Below are 18,012 nucleotides of genomic sequence, written 5' to 3' on the forward strand. Positions count from 1 at the left end.
GGAGAACCAGAACGCTAGTCTTTCTCTATGCCGCTGGGCTGAGCAAAGTCGGCGGTGGTCAGGGTATTTGCGAGAGTGTTTTTGCCATGATCTGTACGGCCATCCAGTCTCTTGCCACGATAGGCAGATAACCAGGGCAACCGAGACTTGATGCCCGTTGTAATGGGCTCATCAGTCACCTCTAGCGTGATTTCATTCCAGCTCACGCCCGGACCTACCGTTGCCTGCAAGTTGTCCGGATTGACCTGGATGACCGACCCAGGATTATTGACGTCGGCGAAAGTAACGAGATCGGGCAATCGTCCCGAGTCAATCTTGCGCGGGCCGCGCTGGCGGGCGATTGTGGCCACGGCATCCATGATGTTCGTCGGCGGCGCCATGTTATAAAGCTCGCACACGAACTCAAGGTTCGGTCCTGCATAACGGGTCCAGCCATAGTACCCGCGAATTTGGTTTGTCAGCAGCGCGACCAAGGGCCTCGCGCCTGAGCCCAGATCGAGGTAAAGGGCTTCGCCGCGCAAATTGCTAAAAGTGCCGCGCTCAGGAAAGATGACATTCTCCACCAACACCTCAACGACGCTCGACGCGTGCTTGACGCCGTCCGGCGTATTGACCGCAACTGTCAGCTTGTACCGATAGCTCTTAGAACAACCCGCAACAGCGATAGCCACCAGCCCTATCGCGACGATGCGGAGATAGCTTCGCCACCTTGCCTGCGTCACCGAACGCCTCGCGCTGCGATCAAGCGTCACTCGCTTGAGTCGGACGATCCATAAGGATCTGGTACCACCAGAGATTGTCTAACTGGTTAACTCCGGCTGTGCCGCTCCGTTAACATGGATTCCTACCTCGGCAAGAAGGTCGCTTCGGGGGACTCTCGCCTCAGCGAGTTTGCGTGCAAACGGAGCAGGTTTGAATGTCGGCTTGTGGCCCATCGCTACCGTTGGGGCGGTGCCGCTACATGTCGGCTCAGAGCGGTAGACCGGAAGTTTGCAGTTGAGCGCTAGACCGACGCTTTTGACCGGCAGCAGTCGCTTGCGGTGCTCATTCACTTCGGATTTCAGCTCTTCGCCCATGCGGACACCCGCGCCCAAATCATTGTTCGGTCGGCCGCAATCGCAGCGTCTAAACCTTCGTATGTAGCTCTTTAGTCGGATTTGACGTGCACTGAGAAATCCAAATCGGTAAGCATGCGCTTGGGACATGTGGGCGGGTGCGGATGATCAGGGCAGCACGGCAAAGCTCTGAAGAGTGCCGCAAGCTCGCGGCTGAATATCGAGCACGCGCCAACATTGAAGGTACGACAAAGCGGGTCGCCAACCTGCTTTTAAACGTGTCCCGAACCTACGCTGGCCTTGCCGCCACCCTCGATTTGCTTGAACAGGTCCAAAACGAGGAGGCACAACGGCTCTCGCACCAGCGTAGGTCAGAGCCACCGGAACCATAGGTGTGCTATTTGTTCCGTTTCAGCCGGTAAGCCGCGTGGCCGCTCCGTCTATTCCAGCACATCCGCCCTCGGCCTAGGATGCACCCGCGCATCGACCAAGACCTCAGTGATAGCATCTCGGAGGCTGTCGCGATCGAGGATGCGGAGCAGCCGGTCGACGGTGGTCTCGGCATCGCAGTCGCGCGTGAGGTAGTCGGCCAGCGCGATCATGGCGTCGTCATAGCTCTGCTCGATCTTCTCGGCGGGGGTGAGGCGCGCCATGCTCACGCAGCTCCCGGTAATGGAAGCGCCAGTTGGACCGCAAAGGGCCGGCTAGCATTCGCTTCGATGAAGGCCCGCAAGGCCGGCGTGATCTCGGTGTTGCCGGCGGCGCGCTCACCAAGCTCATCTGCGACTTCGCCGGTCGCGTCGCGCGACCACCCCTCAGTGGCGTTGAAGGCGACAATCCGGGACCGGATAGGCATACTGGCCGGAGATGAGGTCGCGGAGCACGGTCTCGCGATCGGTGTCCTGCTCGTCGGTCTCGCGCCAGGAGCAGCCGGCTCGGGCGCCGAAGTCCTCCAGCACCAGGTAAATGTCCCGGTCGAGCCGATCGAGCGGCACGATCGACGGCGCATGACGCATGACGCAACTCCTACTCAGAAGGTGCAATGACGCTGCTGGCTCATCGTTCCCGTGGGCTCGGCCTACGCCATAGGCCCGACCAATTCCTTCAAAGCTCCCGTCCGATCGCGGGATGGCTGCGGTTCTTCACCTTGAGCCAGTGCTTCTGCCGGCCGCCGCGATATGGCCGATCGCGGTGCTTCGACACGAGACCTTCAAGGCCCATGCGACACGCCGCAAGGAACAGCTCCGGCCCGATCTCGCCGCGCTCGAACGGCGCGACGGTGATCCCGTCTGGCCGGCGGGCCAGCAGCCGCACCAGGTTTGTCTTGCGCAGGTGCAGCGGGAGCTGCCGGAGATCATCGCCGGCCATGGCCAGAACGTCGAAGGCGTAGAGCTGCACCTCGTGCTCGTGCTTGCGACTGTGCAGCGCGTTGAAGTCGGAGACGCCATCGACGCCGAGCACCACGGCCTCGCCGTCGATGACGAAATGCTTCTCGCGGTTCTTGAGCGCGGCCTCGGCGATCCATGGATAGCGCCTGGTCCAGTCGGTGCCGTTGCGAGAGAACAGCCGCACGCGCTCGTTCTCCCGGATGACCAGCATCCGGTAGCCGTCCTGCTTCACTTCGTGGATCCAGTCCGGCCCTAAGGGGACCTGTTTGCCGGGGGTCGCCAGGCAGAGCTCGTACGCCATACGCATTTGCCACAGATAGAGCTTTGCGGGCGTTTTGGGAGTAGGGAACAACCGGCAATCAAGGGCATTCCCATTCAGCTTCGGTCATCTGAGTCCCAAGGGGTTGATCGCCAAGGAGTTGTAAGACATGCGCAAACTAGCACTCGCAGTGGCTGCCGTTGCCGCTCTTTCAGTGTTCCCAGTTTCAGCTTTTTCACAATCTATCGAAATAGGACCTGGCGGGGTCCGGGTGGATGACGGCCGCCGGGCGAGAGGCGGTGGACAATGTGAACAATTGCGCCTTGCCTGCGAAAACAAGGATAGGCTGGGAGAGCAAGGCGAAGGAAATTGTCGTCGCTATCGCGAGACGTGCCAACGGCCCGTCCGGCAAGATGTTTGCGGCGAGCTACGATCCGCGTGTCTCAACAAGGATCGGTTGGGCGAGCAAGGTGAAGGTAACTGTCGCCGCTATAGGGAAACGTGTCGCGGCGGCCGCATGTAGCCAGTTTTGGCATTTCGGCGCGCAACAAGAGGCGCCTCGCTGGCGGCCTCTTTGCGTGCCGGTTCACGCTGACGGCCCCGCTGTTCTCCGGGCGAGAACAGATTGTGATTTTAATAAATCTTCGTTCGTTCCTCGCGCGTGTATTTATAAGCGGAACACCTAGAAGTACGGCCGCCTCAGTTGGCGGCCTGATGCTGCTCTCTTTTCGGGGGGCGCCTATAAGTTAGGCCATTTGGAACTTGTGTACACTCTGGTACTTAGTGAGTCCTCCGCGAGGGCAGCACTGTGGACCGCGATTTTAAGAACGAAGTCTTTTCCAGCTATCAGCCAAATCCAGTGAAGCCGTGCAATCAGTGTGGCCGCCAGCCGATCTTTGCGGCGAAGATGCTCAACACCCAGACCGGTGGGATCGTTCGCATGTTCAAGTGCCAGTGCGGTGAGCAGACATGGACCGAGAGTAAAGAGTAGTCGGTGGCCCGCCAACTGACCGCTCGCCCTAGCTGCTCCGCCGCAAATCACAATCGCCTGATTTGACTTCAGCGGCCGGTCGCCGGGCATAATCGTTCCGTTTATGGAACGAATGTCATGGGCTGCCGCGCTTACATCCTCAACGATGAGGGGCATATCATCGGCGTGCATAAACTGAATTGTGCGGATGAGGATGAGGCTAAACAGCAAGCCGCCAAATTGCTCGACGGCCACGATTTGGAAGTCTGGGAGCACGCGCGCCGAGTGGCCATCGTGAGGTACCATACAAGGCATTGAGGCGGCCTCAGTTGGCGGCCTATTTCATTTCGTTTGGCGGTTCACGCCGGCGGGCCTCTGTTGGCGAAGAGACGGCCCCGGCTTCAAGGGAAACTCTGATTAGGGCCGGGGCCGCTCCGCCGGCTTGGGCTGGGAACCGGCGGCCCTTCAACAACCGCCCGCAGTTCTCGTTCCTATTTGCTCATTTCGTCTTTCGATAGCGAGCTAGACTCCGCTCTCGCGAGTGCCCGGGCCTTCTCTAGCGCTTCTGCCCCGGTCAGCCGGTCAGGCCCGAGCCGCCGTCCGGCGATATCGTCCCAACAGAAATAGACGCTCGGCCGACCGTCGCCGAAGCAGACTTCGTAACTGCCGGTTTGCGGCACAGCTTCATGCTTGCGGATGCGGACGGTCGCCATGCCGCCATCAAAGCGGGGCCACGCGCGGCTGGCAAATTGTCGATTGGTAGGAGGTCGGATCGGCGGCGAGCTACTGCCTGTCGTGGTGTGGACAAGGGCCGCCAAGGCGGCCTTACTCCTGCCGGAGACGGTCAGGATCATCCGTCTTTGTGGGGATCAAATCTTCCAGCCGCTTCAGCCCAGCCGCTTTAAAGAGACCGAGGACGACGACGATAGTCATCAGCACGGTTCCAATCAGTACTAGTAGCGTCCACATGGGGTGACCTCCATGTCCGCCCCGCGAATAAACTCAGGTGGTCAGGTCGCGGTTCCCCGAAATCAAGGGCTATGGTGGCTGCTGCCAGAGGCATCGGCTGAAGGTTGCCAACGTAGCGGTTGACCACGCGGAAGAGCGTTAGGACGGCGGCTTGGTTGGTGGTGATCAAATAGAGATCGCAAGTGGAGAACACCGGCCGGCGGCCCTACTCGACCTCGATCATTCGCTCCTTGCTCGCCCGCAGGCTGCGGAGGTAATAGCCCCGTGCCTGAACGGCTGACTTGATTTCGTGGCTGACCTTGAGAACTCTTTTTCTGCTCTTGCGCCACTTATGTGCAGAGTAAAGCACGGGTACGGCAGAGCCTGTACTTAGAACGAGCAAGTCGCGCTTGTCATTGCGATAGACATCAAACATCTTTCGCCCCCGCAGATCATATTGAACTAAGAATGAAATATGTTTCGTCGTGTCAGTCGATGTGCGACGCCCGCGACTATTGCTTCATCGCGTTCCGGGTTGGGAACGAACTAAAGCAAGCCCGTGGCATGGCCAAATTGGGCGCGTTTTGCGGATATGGTGACAGGTGGACCGCCTGTGCGCGGCGGTCGGGCCGGATAATCGGGAAACACGCCCGGCATCGGCGGTAGGTTGCCGACGTAGCGCTTGATCACGCGAAACAGCGCGCGGACGGCTTCTTGGTTCGTGGTGATCCAATAGAGATTGCACACGCCATCATTTCCCCGCGCCCTGCTTGACCCGAATTAACTTGCGGGGCCGCCCCACAAAGCGCACCCTTTCAGCATCACCGCCTCGACCCCTTGGCTGCGTTCGGTGACTGAGAGTGTTGCGCTCCCGGCCTATAAAGCGGGTGCGTTATGTCCGAGCCTCAAAACCTATATTGCCGCAGCGCCGAACCATGAGGCGCAGGTGCTTGCTAGCCAAGCTCCAATGGAAGTCCAGCGTATTGCTGCGGCCCGCGCGGGCTTTGAGCACTGGACACTCCGCTGCACAAGCTGCGGTCGCATCGACCAAATGCAGGTGGACACTGACCCATTGAACTCCGGGGCGCTGGGCTGGATCGAAGGCGAACTGAGGCCACAGCCTAGAATGTGCAATAACCGAATATGAAAAGCAAATGCGAGCGAGTTGCTGACGCGGACGTAGTGGCCGGTCGCCGTAGCAACAGCGTAGCAGGAGGCTCCCATGTCACGATTTCTCGTCTGCTTCATGAAAGACGTGCTTGGCAATAACGGCCGCGAGCGCGAGGTCTGCCAGAGTTCTATCGAGATCGACGCCGCCGACGAGGGGGTGGCCACCGAGACAGCAAAGCGAAAATTCTGCGCATTACAGTCTCTGCGTGACTGGTCACTGCATGCCGACCGAATCAAGACGATCTCGGCGGCCGATTTTCCATCTTGGACGCCTGGTATCGACACCCAAACTGTGATCGCCATCGGCTCGAATGGATCGGTCGGGTCTCGCGGCTTAGAAATTCCAGCGTTGAGGAAGTCTGCTGCTAAATAAAAGCGCATGACGCTGCGGAGAAGACGAGCACGCTGTTGAAGAGTCGGCCGGAGTGCAGTAAGACGCCCAAGCTAGGCACTTCACCACTCTCCCGGCCACCACGTCGACGGCGGGGTCGCTCGCTGAAATCTTCGTCGGTCGCAGTGCGACGAGATGGCTGCGCTTGCACGGATTAGCGCCGCACCTCCGAACAATCCTTTGCACCGCATGTACCGCTCCAACTCTTGGGATCGGCGTCGTCTTGGGCCGTCGGACGTCATCCAGCGCGATGGTCTGATGGGTGTCGCAGCCGAGGTATTTCACTTCAAGATACAGGTAACCGGCGTTGAGCACGTCGCCGAGTGCCGGGGACGGCTGCGCGGGTCCCAGATGGCCGAGCATGCGTTTATTCCACGCTTCGCAAGCGAGCCTGGTCGGTCACCTTGCGCGCCTCAGCGGCCCGCTCTGCTGATGCTCGGACTGAACCGCCGTAGATGGTCTCTCGACTTGGTACCCATGCTTTATGAAAGCGCGGCTTTAGGCGGCGCGCAAACTATCAATCCGTTGGGGATCGATCTCGGGACAGGCTACTGGGCATCGTGGGTGCGGATAGTTGCGGCACGAGCGGCAAGTTGCCGACCGAAGTGGTGTAATCCTTCAACAAATATGCTTTGAGAACTGACGCTGCACCAACCGTGTAATTTTGGTCCTTTTGATCGAGCTTCTTGCCGAAGAAGCTATCGCTTACGATCTGGTCAAGGTCGGCGTGGCCGCGATTTCATGGGGCGTGCTCTTATTTTTTCAAGCCACTCTGAAACAAGAGTTCTTGAACGACACTCCGAATGTCAGCGATCAATGGTTGTATGTCGCCACGCTTGGCGACAAAGAACCTATTGTGGGCCGACTTGTCGCCGACATCCTTGAGTTTCGGGAGCGGTGCCTTGAGGTTCCGGCTCGGGCTCCATTCAGTCTCGTTCAACGTCGCGGTGATCAAGTCTTTTAGGAACAAGTAATCTCCACCCAGACCTTTGATCTTGTGCGCTACCCCGTGCTTTTCAAAGGTCTCGATGATGAGCGTTTCGATTAGCCGCCTGATCATAACTGCGCAAGCGTCGTACCATCCTTTCTCATACGACCCATTGATCTGCTGTGCGATCTGCGCAATGTAACTGCGCGTGTCGTAGGTGAGAGACTTCATGATAACGAAATGCGAAGTCGGCGCGACACCCTCTTCTGGAGGACCCAATTCCCGCTCAACATCGGCGTTGATCGCTTGAGCCGCCGCGAAAATATTCCGCGCTGAGGTCATGACTGCTGGGCTACCGGCTTCGATCCATAAAGGTGCTTCGCCATACTTTCGAAAATCTTATCGATCTGCTCCGAAGATGAGTCCGGTGAGATGTGGATTTGGATGTCGATGTGCACAGCCGGATGTGGCAATGATGATCCAGAATTCTGCCCTGGCAACGCAGGTGCCATTGATGGCGCTGCTGGAGCATGCAAAGGACCAGTCGATAGGGCATTCCCCCCGGCCGAACTAAAATCGGCTTCTTCAACAAGGGTTTTGAACGTCTGAACTGTCTGCCTGATGACTTGTTCTCCCCCAGTGGAGCTTGTGCTGAACACATGGGTGAGATCGGCCACAGATGCCGCATTTGCGTCCGGATAAAGGGCAAATAAATCGGCGTAACCTTGCTTTATTGCTTTCCCAAGAACTGCTCGGTGCTTCTGCCCTCGGTACTCACTCCACAATGGAGTCGGAATGCTCGAACCATCGATTAAACCGATAAACCTCAGCACACCAATCATGGATGCGTCGTTGCTCGAAGTAAAACCAAGAGACTTGAGATGAGCCGTTGCGAGCTTCGGCGGAACGCCGGTTGAACGTACCTTCTGAAGCAAAGTTTTCAACTTGCCCGTGACGGGCGTATATGGATAAGACGGCAATGGGTTGTCTCCTCAATATTTTCGCCGAGGAGGATGCAACTATCGCGTGAGTCGCAATAGTGGAGCGAGCGTTATTCACACAGCAATCCGCGAGGGATCGTCCGTCTAATCAAGCGAGGGGACGTAGCGACCGCCGCGCGGGCCGTTAGTGAACGATAGGGAGCCGTGGCGCAAGGACACTATACGGACACCGATTTCGGTTTCCCCCCGATCTCAGTCGGTTAGGCAGAACCCCATTTTCCCACAAGAGAAGGGAGGGCACACCAGCTACCGCCAACCGTTAGGCCACGGAGACCAAGAACTCGGCCGAAAACGGTCGGGGGTAACGTGGGTAGCGCTCTCCCGCTACCAAAAAATCAGGCACTTCCTGCTAACCTGCGATCCTCGGACTCTCTTGGTACCACATTAGTCCCACCAATTCGCAAGCTGGCGAGCATGAAGCTACGCGCTGCGGAGGGGAAGACGGCGGGGTACATTTAGCGGTTTAGCGCCCGGAGTCGAAGCGTGGCCGCTTCTCAGCGGGCAGAACCCTACGGCTGAGCCGTGCTGCAGCCGACGCGATTGTGCCAGAGCCGCGGAACACGGGGACAAACCTCAGCTCTGCCGATTGCGAATCCCTGCTGCGTGCTAACCGCTCGGAACGAGAAGACGGGCCAAAGGATTCGTCCGGGCAGGAGCAAGCTCGATGCTGATGACGAAGGAAAGACGGCCGGCGATCCGAACGCTGCGCGGCTGGGCGCTCAGCGTGCTGCAGGAGGCGGGCGCCATCCACGAATGCGAGGAGCACGGCTGGGCGAAGGACCGGGCCGACCCGCATGCACGCGAGCACGCATTGGATATAGCCAGGCAGGAGCCACCCGAGGGCTTATCTCCGGATCAGGCCGTCGGGCAAGTGCGCGAGGTTTTGCATTCGATCGGCGATACGTGCCCGGAGTGCCCGCCACGTCCCGATTAAGTCCCCTGCGCTGTCGCGCCGCTCGAATGGCGTGCGAGCCTCAAACGCCTTTGGCAAACTTGGACGACGTAAGGGATATCAGCGGACTATTGCCAAAAGGCCCTTCAAGCGAGCAAGTCTAGTGCGTTCTCGATCGCTGCGCCGGCTGCGGTGTTGTCGAAGATGCACCAGGTCTCACTAGATGACGACGCAGCACCGAGCCGCAGCTTCAGCGATCGCAGGAACGCCCCGTCGTACGCGGAGTAGTAAATGCGCGGCGCTCCATGCAATCGAAAATAGCGCAGACTAGGCCACCCGCCCGGCAGGTCGGCATCGGGCCCCCGCGCCGGATCCGCGGCGACACGGGCAATCCGACGTTCCCCGAGCCAGGCGCCGACCTCGGGCGTAAACCAGCTGACGTGACGCGGCTCGCACGCGAGAGCGGCTGAGGTCTTTTCCTGCAGCGCGCGGAACAGGAACTCCGCATCGGACTCAACGAACATTTTGCGAGGCGCAAACTGAACGAGCAAAACCCCGAGCTTCGCACCAAGTCCGGCGCTCTCTTCGATGAACCGATCGAGTTCACCCTGCGCAAGCTGTGACGAGTGAGTAACAGACTTCGGCACCTTTACCGAAAAGCGGAAATCATCTGGCGTCGCGTTCGCCCATTTCTCATAGGTCGAACGCCGGTGCGGCTTATGAAATGATGAGTTGATCTCGGTGGCGTTCAACACCCGCGCGTAGCGTTCAAGCTGGCTACCTACCCCGCCAACTCTTTCCTTGCAGACTCGCGGAACATTCCATCCCGCTGTGCCGAGCCGCAGCTCAGCCTTGACATGCGCGGCCTCTTCCATGTCAGTCCGAAACTGCCATCGGGTATCACCGGATGTTTCACAATCTCACGCCGACTTCCGCCGCGTCCCTGCTGTCGGCTTCTTCGCCGCCGCTTCCTTAGCCAGCTTCTTACCGGCGATCGGCATCAGCATCTCCTTCTGAGCCGCGGCAGCCTTCTTCGTCTTCTTGGCAGGCTTTTTCGGAGCCTCGGTCTTTGCTGCCGCCCCGCCGACGCTCTTGCGTAGCGCGTCCATCAGATCGACGACGTTCTCGCCTTTCGGCCGATCCTTCGGCACGATCGGCTTGCCGGTGCGCTTCTGGTTGATGAGCTCGATCAGCGCGCTTTCATAATGGTCCTCGAACTTCTCCGGCTCGAATGATCCCGCCTTCTGGTTCACGATGTGCCTGGCCAGATCGAGCATGTCCTTCGTCACTTTGACGTCCTGGATCTCGTCGAAGTATTCCTGCTCGCTACGAACCTCGTAGGGATACCGCAGCAAGGTGCCGACCAGACCCTTGTCCATCGGCTCGAGCGCAATGATGTGCTCTCGGTTGGTGAGCACCACGCGCCCGATCGCAACCTTGTTCATCTCGCGGATGGTCTCGCGGATGACCGCGAAGGCGTCGTGGCCGACTTTTCCGTCCGGACGGATGTAGTAGGGGCGAATTAGGTAGCGCGGATCGATCTCGGCCTTGTCTACGAACTCATCGATCTCGATGGTCCGCGTGGATTCCAGCGCGATCTCCTCAAGCTCCTCCTTGGTCACCTCGATGAACTGGTCCTTCTCGAGCTGGTAGCCCTTAACGATGTCCTCGTTGGGCACCTCGTCGCCGGTGTCGGCGTCGAATTTCAGGTACTTGATCCGATGACCGGTCTGACGGTTGAGCTGGTTGAAGGAGATCTTCTCGCTCTCCGACGTAGCTGGGTAGAGCGCCACGGGACAGGTGACCAACGAGAGACGCAAAAAGCCTTTCCAGTTCGCGCGGGGGGCCATGGTACGCAAAACTCCATAAGGGGACTTGGACTCAAGACGAACGGCGCGACACAGTTCCGACACCGCCCGCAGGTGTCCACCGCAAATTGATGCCAGATCCCGGTCAAGCGCCCGGAATAGATGGCGGGCAGTCTTAACCCAACGAACAAAATAAGAACGTGTATCGGTGACGCAATCCCTGGCACTCCGCGGTGATTAGACCTCTGTGGAAAACGGCCAATCCCTTGCTCTAGGGAAGCGGCAACCCAGCCCGTCGGGCAACACACCCTTCTCCCGTCAATCCCTCTCCGCAAAAATATTCCACTTTACCGAAATTCGGAAACGGCGTATGTGTCGCTCATCCCGGCTCATCCTTGAGGGGCGATCTCGTTGTCGTCTTGATTGCGAGCCGGGCTTGCGATGGACGCGGCAGCGTCGGTACGAGATGGTGCGGGCAGGGCGGGTAGACCCTGTGAGCCCGCAACCGCGTGCGGACGAGCGGCGCTGCTAGGCTTCGTCTCGCCTGTAAGTTTTCGGCTTCGTCGACAGGGCTGGAAAAACTGCGGCGAAATGGCGGGCCGTGCGTACGGCAAAACCGTGTGGTCCTGGCCGTCGTTGCTACGGTCAAGCTTTCGCGGAGGTGTGTGCGAGCCCAACCGGGCAGACAGCATCATCCAAATTCGCGAGGCGAGGGAGGCCAAAGAGAACTCGGCTCCCGGGAGAGCACGGCATAAGCCGTCCAACCGTCGCGCAGGGAAGGCCGAGTGATTGGCTACACCTGTATGCTGCTGTGCGGTTTTCCTGCGTGTGCTTTTCGCGCAGCGGACCGCGGGTGCCAGCCGGCACCCGGCCTTCCCTGCGCCCTCTTGGATATGAGGGCGGAGTGACGAAGCAAAGCTCGGGCGAAACGCGCCGCGAGAACGAGAAATCATGTCCGCTGTTTGAATGCCTGGTCGCGTCATGTGCCGCGACGTCTCGGTGGCAGGCGCTCAGGATGAATTGCCGAAGCGGTGTTCTGGAAGTCCCTGTGCGATGCCATCGATGGCCAGAACATGACCCGCCTGGGGTTCGCGGCCCAGTTGCTCGCGATCAAGAAACTTTCTCGCCGTCGTCACGAACAGGGTCTTCAGATCGGCTCCGCCGAAGCATACGCAGGTCGGATTGGTCGCCGGCACCCGAATGACGGTATCGATCCGGCCGTCCGGCCGATAACGCACCACCCGGCCGCCGGAGAAGAATGCGGTCCACAGTCCGCCCGCAATGTCGATGCACGCGCCGTCGGGCCTCTCGCCGGAGGCGCTGTAATCCGCGAACAACCGTCTGTTGCTAATCACGCCGTTATCGAGATCGAAGTCGAATTGCCAGGTGCGGTATCGCCTCGTATCCGTGAAATAGAGCGTGCGATTGTCGGGTGAGAACGCAATTCCGTTCGTCACGATGACGTCGCCGAACATGCGCACCGTCCGGCCGTCCGCCTCCACCCGATACAGCGCTCCGTTCGGCCGATGCAGCTGGTTGTCCATGGTGCCGATCCATAGCCGGCCCCGCGCGTCGACGCGCCCGTCGTTCAGGCGATTGTCGGGGCCGCTTTCGACCTCGCAGAGCTGACCTGGAGGATCGTCATCGGACGCGCGGCGATAAAGCCCCAGATCCTGCGCGAGCAGGTGGGAGCCATCTGCCGTCAAGGCCTGACTGCCGAGGAAGTTGCACGCGTACGGAACAACCTGATGCGCGCCGGTCGCCGGATCGAAGGATTGATGCAGCCGCCGGTCGATGTCGACCCACCACAGCTTGCGGGAGCGGTCGCACCACAATGGCGTCTCGCCGAGGATGTCGCCTGCGGCGACCGCGGTCTCGACCCGATATGCGGGAATCATGTCAGGAGTCATCCCGAAATCCGATTGCAGCGACGAGCGCTGTCTCCGAACGACGTCAGGCCGCGGACGATCAATCCTCGTTCCAGGAGGCGAGGGCGTGCGCGACGCACCCGTTGATGTGATCGGTGAGCACGGTTTTGGCGCTTTTGATGTCGCGCTTGAGGGCGCATTCGAGCAGCGCCTTGTGCTGGTTGATCGTCTCTGCGCCGCGGTAGCGCAGCGCATAGCGGAAATATTTGTCGAACACGATCGCGTGGGTCTGCATCAGCTCGCGCGAACCGCAATTCGAGATGAGAGCCTGGTGGAATTCGCCGTCGTAGCGTTTGCGCAGCTCGGGATCGTCCCCCTCCTTGAGGACGGTGCGTTCGGTGGCCGCCAGCTTGTGATGCGCGGACACCACGCGGCCCTCCCACTCGACGTCGCCGGCACGAAACGACTCGGCCATTGCATGCTGCTCCAGCAGGATGCGCAGGCCGGCGAGTTCACGCAGGTTCTGGATGGATATCGGCGCCACCTCGAAGCCGCGCTGGCCCTCCGCGACCACGAATCCCTCCGAGGTCAGCCGATTGAGGATCTCGCGCAGCGTGGAGATGCTGACGCCGTAGTCCTCCTTCATGGCGTCGAGCTTGAGACGTCCGGACGGCGTCAGCACGCCGAAAATGATGTCGGATCGAATCCGCTGATAACCGCTGTCGCCCGCCGACAAAGGGCGCCCCTCGAGTGACGTCATGCTCTCCGATCCCGCAATATGCGCGCAACGCCCGTGGTGGGCGGCCGAACCATCACTGTTACCAGCAATATAGCAGACGCCTACCAACAGACGTAATCAAAAATATCAGATGAATTGCGATTTATCATTTGACCAAAAAATGTAGTTATGTTTTTTGATTGACCTGAGGGTGCAGAAAAGAATGGCTGAAGCCGCCGTCGTGCCCCGATCGAACAGGGAGGTCAAAATGAGCTTGTTGGTACGGGCGCTGTCTGCGACGGCGATCTGCGTGGCGCTGACGGTCGGTGCATCCGCTGAGGACATTCAGGAGCGCACGATCAGGTGGGGACACCTGAACAACACCGATCACCCCGTCAGCGCGGGGGTGCAGAAATTTGCGGAGATCCTGCTGGCGAAGAGCGGGGGCAAGATGAAGATTCGTGAGTTCGCGGCCTCGCAGCTCGGCAACGAGCTGCAGCAGCAATCCGCGCTACGCGGCGGCACGCAGGAAATGCTGTCGGCCTCGACGACGTCGCTCGCAACCGTCGTGCCGGAGTTCGGCCTCATCGACTTTCCATTCATCGTGAAGACCATCGAGCAGGCGGATGCTCTCGGCACCGGAAAATTCGGCACGTCGATGCTCGATACGTTGCCGTCGAAGGGATTGATCGGTCTGGGCTATTGGGGCCTCGGCTTCCGCAACGTCACCAACAGCACGCGGCCGATCACCAAGGTCGAGGATTTCAACGGCCTCAAGCTCCGCGTCATTCCGAACCCGGTCTATCTCGAGACCTTCGGATCCTTCAAGGCCAATCCCGTTCCGATGGCCTTCGGCGAACTCTATTCGGCGCTGGAGACCCGCACAGTCGACGGCGAGGAGAACCCCTTCACGGTCATTCTCTCCAACAAGTTCTACGAAGTGCAAAAATACGTTTCCGCCACCAATCACACCTTCACCCTGAACATCATCCTCGTGAGCAAGGCGTTTTGGGACAAGCTCTCGCCGACCGAGCAGCGCCTGATGCGCGAGGCGTACGAGGAAAGCCGAGGCTATCAAAAGGAGCAGACCCGCCTTCAGACTGAAAAAGCCCTCTCTGAATTGCAGGCGAAGGGCATGCAGTACAACACCGTCGCGCCGGAAGAGCTCGATCGGATGCGCAAGACGGCGCAGCCGGTCGTCGACAAGATTGCCGCCAATCTCAAGCCGGAGGCGGTCAAGCTGTTCAACGACGAGCTCGATCGCATCCGCAAGGACGTGAAATAGTCGACCTCGTCAGCATGCAAGAGGCAGAGCCGGCCAGTGGGCCGGCTCTGAACCCGACTTTGCCCGGACGGCACGCATGGCGCGAATTCTCGACCTCTATTGCACCCTGCTGAAGGGCATCATCGCCGCATTTCTTGCGGTGATGGTGGTGCTGGTTTTCGGCAACGTTGTCCTGCGCTACGGCTTCAACTCCGGTATTGCGATTTCCGAGGAGCTGTCGCGCTGGCTCCTGGTCTGGCTGACTTTCCTCGGTGCGGTCGTGGCAATGCGTGAGCACGCCCATCTCGGCGTCGATAGCCTTGTGCGGATGCTGCCGGCTTACGGCAAACGCATCTGCTTCATCGTCAGCTACGTCCTGATGCTGTTCGCCGACTGGCTTCTGCTCTCGGGAAGTTGGCGGCAGACGATCATCAATATCGACGACCGCGCGCCGGCGACCGGCCTCTCGCTCGGCATCTTCTATGGCGTCGGCGTGATCTTCGGCGTTTCGGCCGGAGTGATCCTTCTCTACGACCTGTTCCGCGTCATTTCCGGACAGGCCAGCGAAGCCGACATGGTAGCCGTCAGGGAATCGGAGGAGCACTGATGCTGTCTCCTCGTATCGTGCCGCCCGGCGCTCACATCCTGAAAATCACCGGGATCATGCCATGACGATTGCCGTCTTCACCCTCTCGCTGCTCGGCGCCATGGCGCTGGGCATGCCGATCGCCTTTGCGCTGATCGTCTGCGGCGTGGCCCTGATGAGCACGATCGACATGTTCGACGCGCAGATCGTGGCGCAGAACGTCATCAACGGCGCGGACAGCTTTCCGCTCATGGCCATTCCCTTCTTCATGCTCGCCGGCGAGGTCATGAACAAGGGTGGTTTGGCCAAGCGAATCGTCAACGTTGCGCTCGTCGCGGTCGGCCATTTTCGCGGCGGCCTTGGTTACGTCACGATCCTCGCGTCCTGCATCCTTGCGTCGCTCTCGGGCTCCGCGGCAGCCGATGCCGCGGCACTGGCTGCCCTGCTGGTGCCGATGATGGTGGCGGCGGGCCACAAGAAATCCTATGCGGCGGGTCTGGTCGCGGCCGGCGGCATCATCGCGCCCGTGATTCCGCCCAGCATCGGATTCGTCATTTTCGGTGTCGCCGCGGGCGTGTCGATCTCGAAACTGTTTCTGGCCGGGATCGTCCCCGGGCTGTTGCTCGGGGCGGGGCTCTGCCTGGCCTGGTGGTGGGTGGTCCGCCAGGAGAACCTGACGCCCCCGCCAAGAGCATCGCTCTCGGAAATGGTGAAAGCGGTGGTCGACGGCTTCTGGGCGTTGATGCTGCCGGTCATCATCGTGGTCGGCCTGCGTTTCGGCATCTTCACGCCGACGGAAGCCGCAGTGGTCGTCGCCGTCTATTCGCTGTTCGTTGCGACCTGCATCTATCGGGAATTGAAGCTGTCGCAGCTTTACGAGGTGTTCGTCTCCTCGGCCTTGACGACGAGCATCGTCATGTTTCTCGTGGCAGCCGCGCTGGTGTCGTCCTGGCTCATCACCGTGTCCGAGATTTCGGCACAGATCGTCACCCTGCTCAAGCCTTTCATGGGCAACAACACGCTCCTGATGCTGGCGATCATGGTCGTGGTGGTGATCGTGGGGACGGCTCTCGACATGACGCCGACCATCCTCATCCTCACGCCGATCCTGATGCCGATCGTCAAGGCGGCGGGCATCGATCCCGTCTACTTTGGTGTCCTCTTCATCATCAATAATGCGATCGGCCTCATCACGCCACCGGTCGGTATCGTGCTGAACGTGGTTTGCGGCGTCTCCAGGATCAGCATGGAGGACATCATCAAGGGCGTCTGGCCCTTCTTGATTGCGCAACTGATCGTCCTGTTCGCGATGGTGCTATTCCCGGGGCTGGTGACGATCCCGGCCAAGTGGTTCAGCGGCTAGACGCGTCGGCAACAAAAGAAGGACAAGCCAAAATGGCCGCAAGGATCATGATCCTCAACGGACCCAATCTCAATTTCCTCGGCATCCGCGAGCCCCACATCTACGGCTCGACGACGCTCGGGGAGATCGAGGCGAGCTGCAAGGCGCTGGCCGACCAGCTCGGGGTTTCGATGTCGTTCCATCAATCGAACATGGAGGGCGAACTCGTCAGCCTGATCCAGTCCGCCCATGGCAACGCGGACGCCATCATCATGAACCCCGCGGCCTATTCATTCACCTCGATCGCGCTGATCGATGCGCTGAAGATTTTCGAGGGTGTAAAGATCGAGGTGCATATCTCGAACATCCACGCGCGGGACGAGCTGCACCGCCACTCGATCACGTCGAGCGCCTCCACGGCAGTCATTTGCGGCCTGGGTCCCTATGGTTATCTCGCCGCGATGCTCGCGGCGGTCCAACGGCTAGGGCAATTGCCTGCGACCATCGCGCCAGCTCTGCACGGGCTTGCGGCCGGCGGCAAGGCGTAGGCATGGAGGGCGGGATGCGCGGCACGGGATTTCTCGCCATCTGGAGCGACGTCGAGGCTCACGACCTGACCGACTACCGGCACTGGCTGACGCGTGAGCACACGACCGAGCGCGTGACGACGAAGGGCTTCCTGGCATCGCGTGTCTTCCGCGCGGCAAGGGACGACATCAACCGCTTCTTCATTCTGTACGAGCTGGGGACGCCGGAGGTCCTCGACGGCGAGGCTTATCTGGCGCGCCTCAACGCACCGACGCCGTGGTCCCGGCGCATCATGCCGAAGCTTGGCAATTTCATGCGGGGCGGCGGCGTCATGATTGCGCGGGGAGGGCGGGGCGAGGGCGCATCGATCGTGCCGCTGCGGATCGAGACGTTGCCGAAGGATCCCCAGGGTCTGGCTCAGGCGCTCGTTGCGTGCGACGGGGTTGCCGCGGTGCAGATCGGCGCGACCGACGAGGCGCGGACATCGGTGCGGACGACCGAGAAGGGCATGCGGAAGAACGAGGGCTTTTTTGCCGGGCTTTTGCTGATCGAGGCGCTCGACGTCGCGTCGTTGCAGGGCGCCTTGCGGAAAGCCGCGGAAATTGCCCCCGACGTCATGGCCGGGGCGAGCGAGCCGGAAGTTTATCAAAGCATGTTTGCGCTCGAGGCCCGTATCGCAGATTTCGGCTGATGACAACGTTCTCGCTCGCCGCGGTGACTTGCTCGAGCTTGCGCCGCCTGCTGCCCGACGTCAGATTCGTCTGGATTGCTGGCTGACGTGGCATCCCGATACCTGAGGAACGCTCCGCGTCAGGAGTGCACCGCTCCATCCCGAGGCCTGTAAAGGCGGCGAGAGCGGGCTTCGTTCGAGCTCGCGTGTTCGCCGCTCCGGGCTA

General features: G+C 60.2%; 18 protein-coding genes and 4 pseudogenes. 7 read left to right on the forward strand and 15 right to left on the reverse strand.

Going from position 1 to position 18,012, the window contains the following annotated elements:
- Positions 1–14 precede the first annotated feature (14 nt).
- The 8 genes and pseudogenes from IVB54_RS08370 to IVB54_RS08405 all read right to left on the reverse strand — a co-directional run.
- Positions 15–722, reverse strand: a complete 708-nt coding sequence (locus IVB54_RS08370; protein WP_247777159.1) for a hypothetical protein — start codon at positions 720–722, stop codon at positions 15–17.
- A gap of 773 nt (positions 723–1,495) precedes the next feature.
- Positions 1,496–1,708 carry a hypothetical protein gene (locus IVB54_RS08375; RefSeq protein ID WP_247336621.1) on the reverse strand — a complete coding sequence of 71 codons (213 nt, stop codon included), beginning with the start codon at positions 1,706–1,708 and terminating at the stop codon, positions 1,496–1,498.
- Between the two features lie 2 nt (positions 1,709–1,710).
- Positions 1,711–2,071: pseudogene (locus IVB54_RS08380) on the reverse strand (hypothetical protein).
- 88 nt (positions 2,072–2,159) lie between these two features.
- On the reverse strand, positions 2,160–2,750 hold the full coding sequence (locus IVB54_RS08385; protein ID WP_247777160.1) for an RNA ligase family protein: 591 nt from the start codon (positions 2,748–2,750) through the stop codon (positions 2,160–2,162).
- A gap of 691 nt (positions 2,751–3,441) precedes the next feature.
- On the reverse strand, positions 3,442–3,927 hold the full coding sequence (locus IVB54_RS08390; RefSeq protein WP_247777161.1) for a hypothetical protein: 486 nt from the start codon (positions 3,925–3,927) through the stop codon (positions 3,442–3,444).
- A gap of 236 nt (positions 3,928–4,163) precedes the next feature.
- Positions 4,164–4,526, reverse strand: a complete 363-nt coding sequence (locus IVB54_RS08395) for a hypothetical protein (RefSeq protein WP_247777162.1) — start codon at positions 4,524–4,526, stop codon at positions 4,164–4,166.
- A gap of 320 nt (positions 4,527–4,846) precedes the next feature.
- On the reverse strand, positions 4,847–5,056 hold the full coding sequence (locus IVB54_RS08400) for a hypothetical protein (RefSeq protein ID WP_247385951.1): 210 nt from the start codon (positions 5,054–5,056) through the stop codon (positions 4,847–4,849).
- Between the two features lie 158 nt (positions 5,057–5,214).
- Positions 5,215–5,367: pseudogene (locus IVB54_RS08405) on the reverse strand (SOS response-associated peptidase); the annotation flags it as partial.
- A gap of 475 nt (positions 5,368–5,842) precedes the next feature.
- On the opposite strand from IVB54_RS08405, the pseudogene IVB54_RS08410 reads away from it, so the two are divergent.
- Positions 5,843–6,055 (forward strand): annotated as a pseudogene (locus tag IVB54_RS08410) (hypothetical protein); the annotation flags it as partial.
- A 188-nt stretch (positions 6,056–6,243) separates the two neighbouring features.
- Here the strand turns inward: IVB54_RS08410 and IVB54_RS08415 are convergent.
- From IVB54_RS08415 to IVB54_RS08425, 3 genes and pseudogenes are all read right to left on the reverse strand, one after another.
- A pseudogene (locus tag IVB54_RS08415) lies at positions 6,244–6,638 on the reverse strand (hypothetical protein).
- Between the two features lie 297 nt (positions 6,639–6,935).
- Positions 6,936–7,451, reverse strand: a complete 516-nt coding sequence (locus IVB54_RS08420) for a hypothetical protein (RefSeq protein ID WP_247777163.1) — start codon at positions 7,449–7,451, stop codon at positions 6,936–6,938.
- On the reverse strand, positions 7,448–8,089 hold the full coding sequence (locus tag IVB54_RS08425; RefSeq protein ID WP_247777164.1) for a DUF5343 domain-containing protein: 642 nt from the start codon (positions 8,087–8,089) through the stop codon (positions 7,448–7,450). Before IVB54_RS08425 ends, IVB54_RS08420 begins: the two co-directional genes overlap by 4 nt.
- A gap of 685 nt (positions 8,090–8,774) precedes the next feature.
- Between IVB54_RS08425 and IVB54_RS08430 the strand changes: the two genes are divergently transcribed.
- Positions 8,775–9,044 (forward strand): hypothetical protein, encoded by a 270-nt coding sequence (locus IVB54_RS08430; protein ID WP_018453910.1) that lies wholly within the window; start codon positions 8,775–8,777, stop codon positions 9,042–9,044.
- Between the two features lie 104 nt (positions 9,045–9,148).
- On the opposite strand, the gene IVB54_RS08435 is transcribed toward IVB54_RS08430, so the two are convergent.
- From IVB54_RS08435 to IVB54_RS08450, 4 genes are all read right to left on the reverse strand, one after another.
- A complete protein-coding gene (locus IVB54_RS08435) occupies positions 9,149–9,877 on the reverse strand; it encodes a DUF72 domain-containing protein (protein WP_085393961.1) in 729 nt (242 codons plus the stop codon).
- Between the two features lie 45 nt (positions 9,878–9,922).
- Positions 9,923–10,852 (reverse strand): Ku protein, encoded by a 930-nt coding sequence (locus tag IVB54_RS08440; protein WP_247376469.1) that lies wholly within the window; start codon positions 10,850–10,852, stop codon positions 9,923–9,925.
- A gap of 968 nt (positions 10,853–11,820) precedes the next feature.
- Positions 11,821–12,720 (reverse strand): SMP-30/gluconolactonase/LRE family protein, encoded by a 900-nt coding sequence (locus IVB54_RS08445; RefSeq protein ID WP_085393960.1) that lies wholly within the window; start codon positions 12,718–12,720, stop codon positions 11,821–11,823.
- 58 nt (positions 12,721–12,778) lie between these two features.
- The gene (locus tag IVB54_RS08450; protein ID WP_085348502.1) at positions 12,779–13,438 is read right to left on the reverse strand and encodes an FCD domain-containing protein; all 660 of its coding nucleotides are present in this window, start codon (positions 13,436–13,438) and stop codon (positions 12,779–12,781) included.
- 226 nt (positions 13,439–13,664) lie between these two features.
- Here IVB54_RS08450 and IVB54_RS08455 point away from each other — a divergent pair, with 226 nt between their 5' ends.
- The 5 genes from IVB54_RS08455 to IVB54_RS08475 all read left to right on the forward strand — a co-directional run bounded on the left by IVB54_RS08455 (position 13,665) and on the right by IVB54_RS08475 (position 17,807).
- Positions 13,665–14,681, forward strand: a complete 1,017-nt coding sequence (locus IVB54_RS08455) for a TRAP transporter substrate-binding protein (RefSeq protein ID WP_018453915.1) — start codon at positions 13,665–13,667, stop codon at positions 14,679–14,681.
- A 76-nt stretch (positions 14,682–14,757) separates the two neighbouring features.
- On the forward strand, positions 14,758–15,267 hold the full coding sequence (locus tag IVB54_RS08460) for a TRAP transporter small permease (RefSeq protein ID WP_085393958.1): 510 nt from the start codon (positions 14,758–14,760) through the stop codon (positions 15,265–15,267).
- A 61-nt stretch (positions 15,268–15,328) separates the two neighbouring features.
- Positions 15,329–16,609: a TRAP transporter large permease subunit gene (locus tag IVB54_RS08465; RefSeq protein ID WP_085383158.1), complete on the forward strand. Its 1,281-nt coding sequence runs from the start codon at positions 15,329–15,331 to the stop codon at positions 16,607–16,609.
- Between the two features lie 32 nt (positions 16,610–16,641).
- Positions 16,642–17,136, forward strand: a complete 495-nt coding sequence (locus IVB54_RS08470) for a type II 3-dehydroquinate dehydratase (RefSeq protein ID WP_026232626.1) — start codon at positions 16,642–16,644, stop codon at positions 17,134–17,136.
- 14 nt (positions 17,137–17,150) lie between these two features.
- Positions 17,151–17,807 carry a hypothetical protein gene (locus tag IVB54_RS08475; RefSeq protein WP_204512180.1) on the forward strand — a complete coding sequence of 219 codons (657 nt, stop codon included), beginning with the start codon at positions 17,151–17,153 and terminating at the stop codon, positions 17,805–17,807.
- Positions 17,808–18,012: the final 205 nt, after the last annotated feature.

Origin of the sequence: Bradyrhizobium sp. CW1 (assembly GCF_023100665.1) — a bacterium.
Lineage (GTDB): Bacteria > Pseudomonadota > Alphaproteobacteria > Rhizobiales > Xanthobacteraceae > Bradyrhizobium > Bradyrhizobium canariense_D.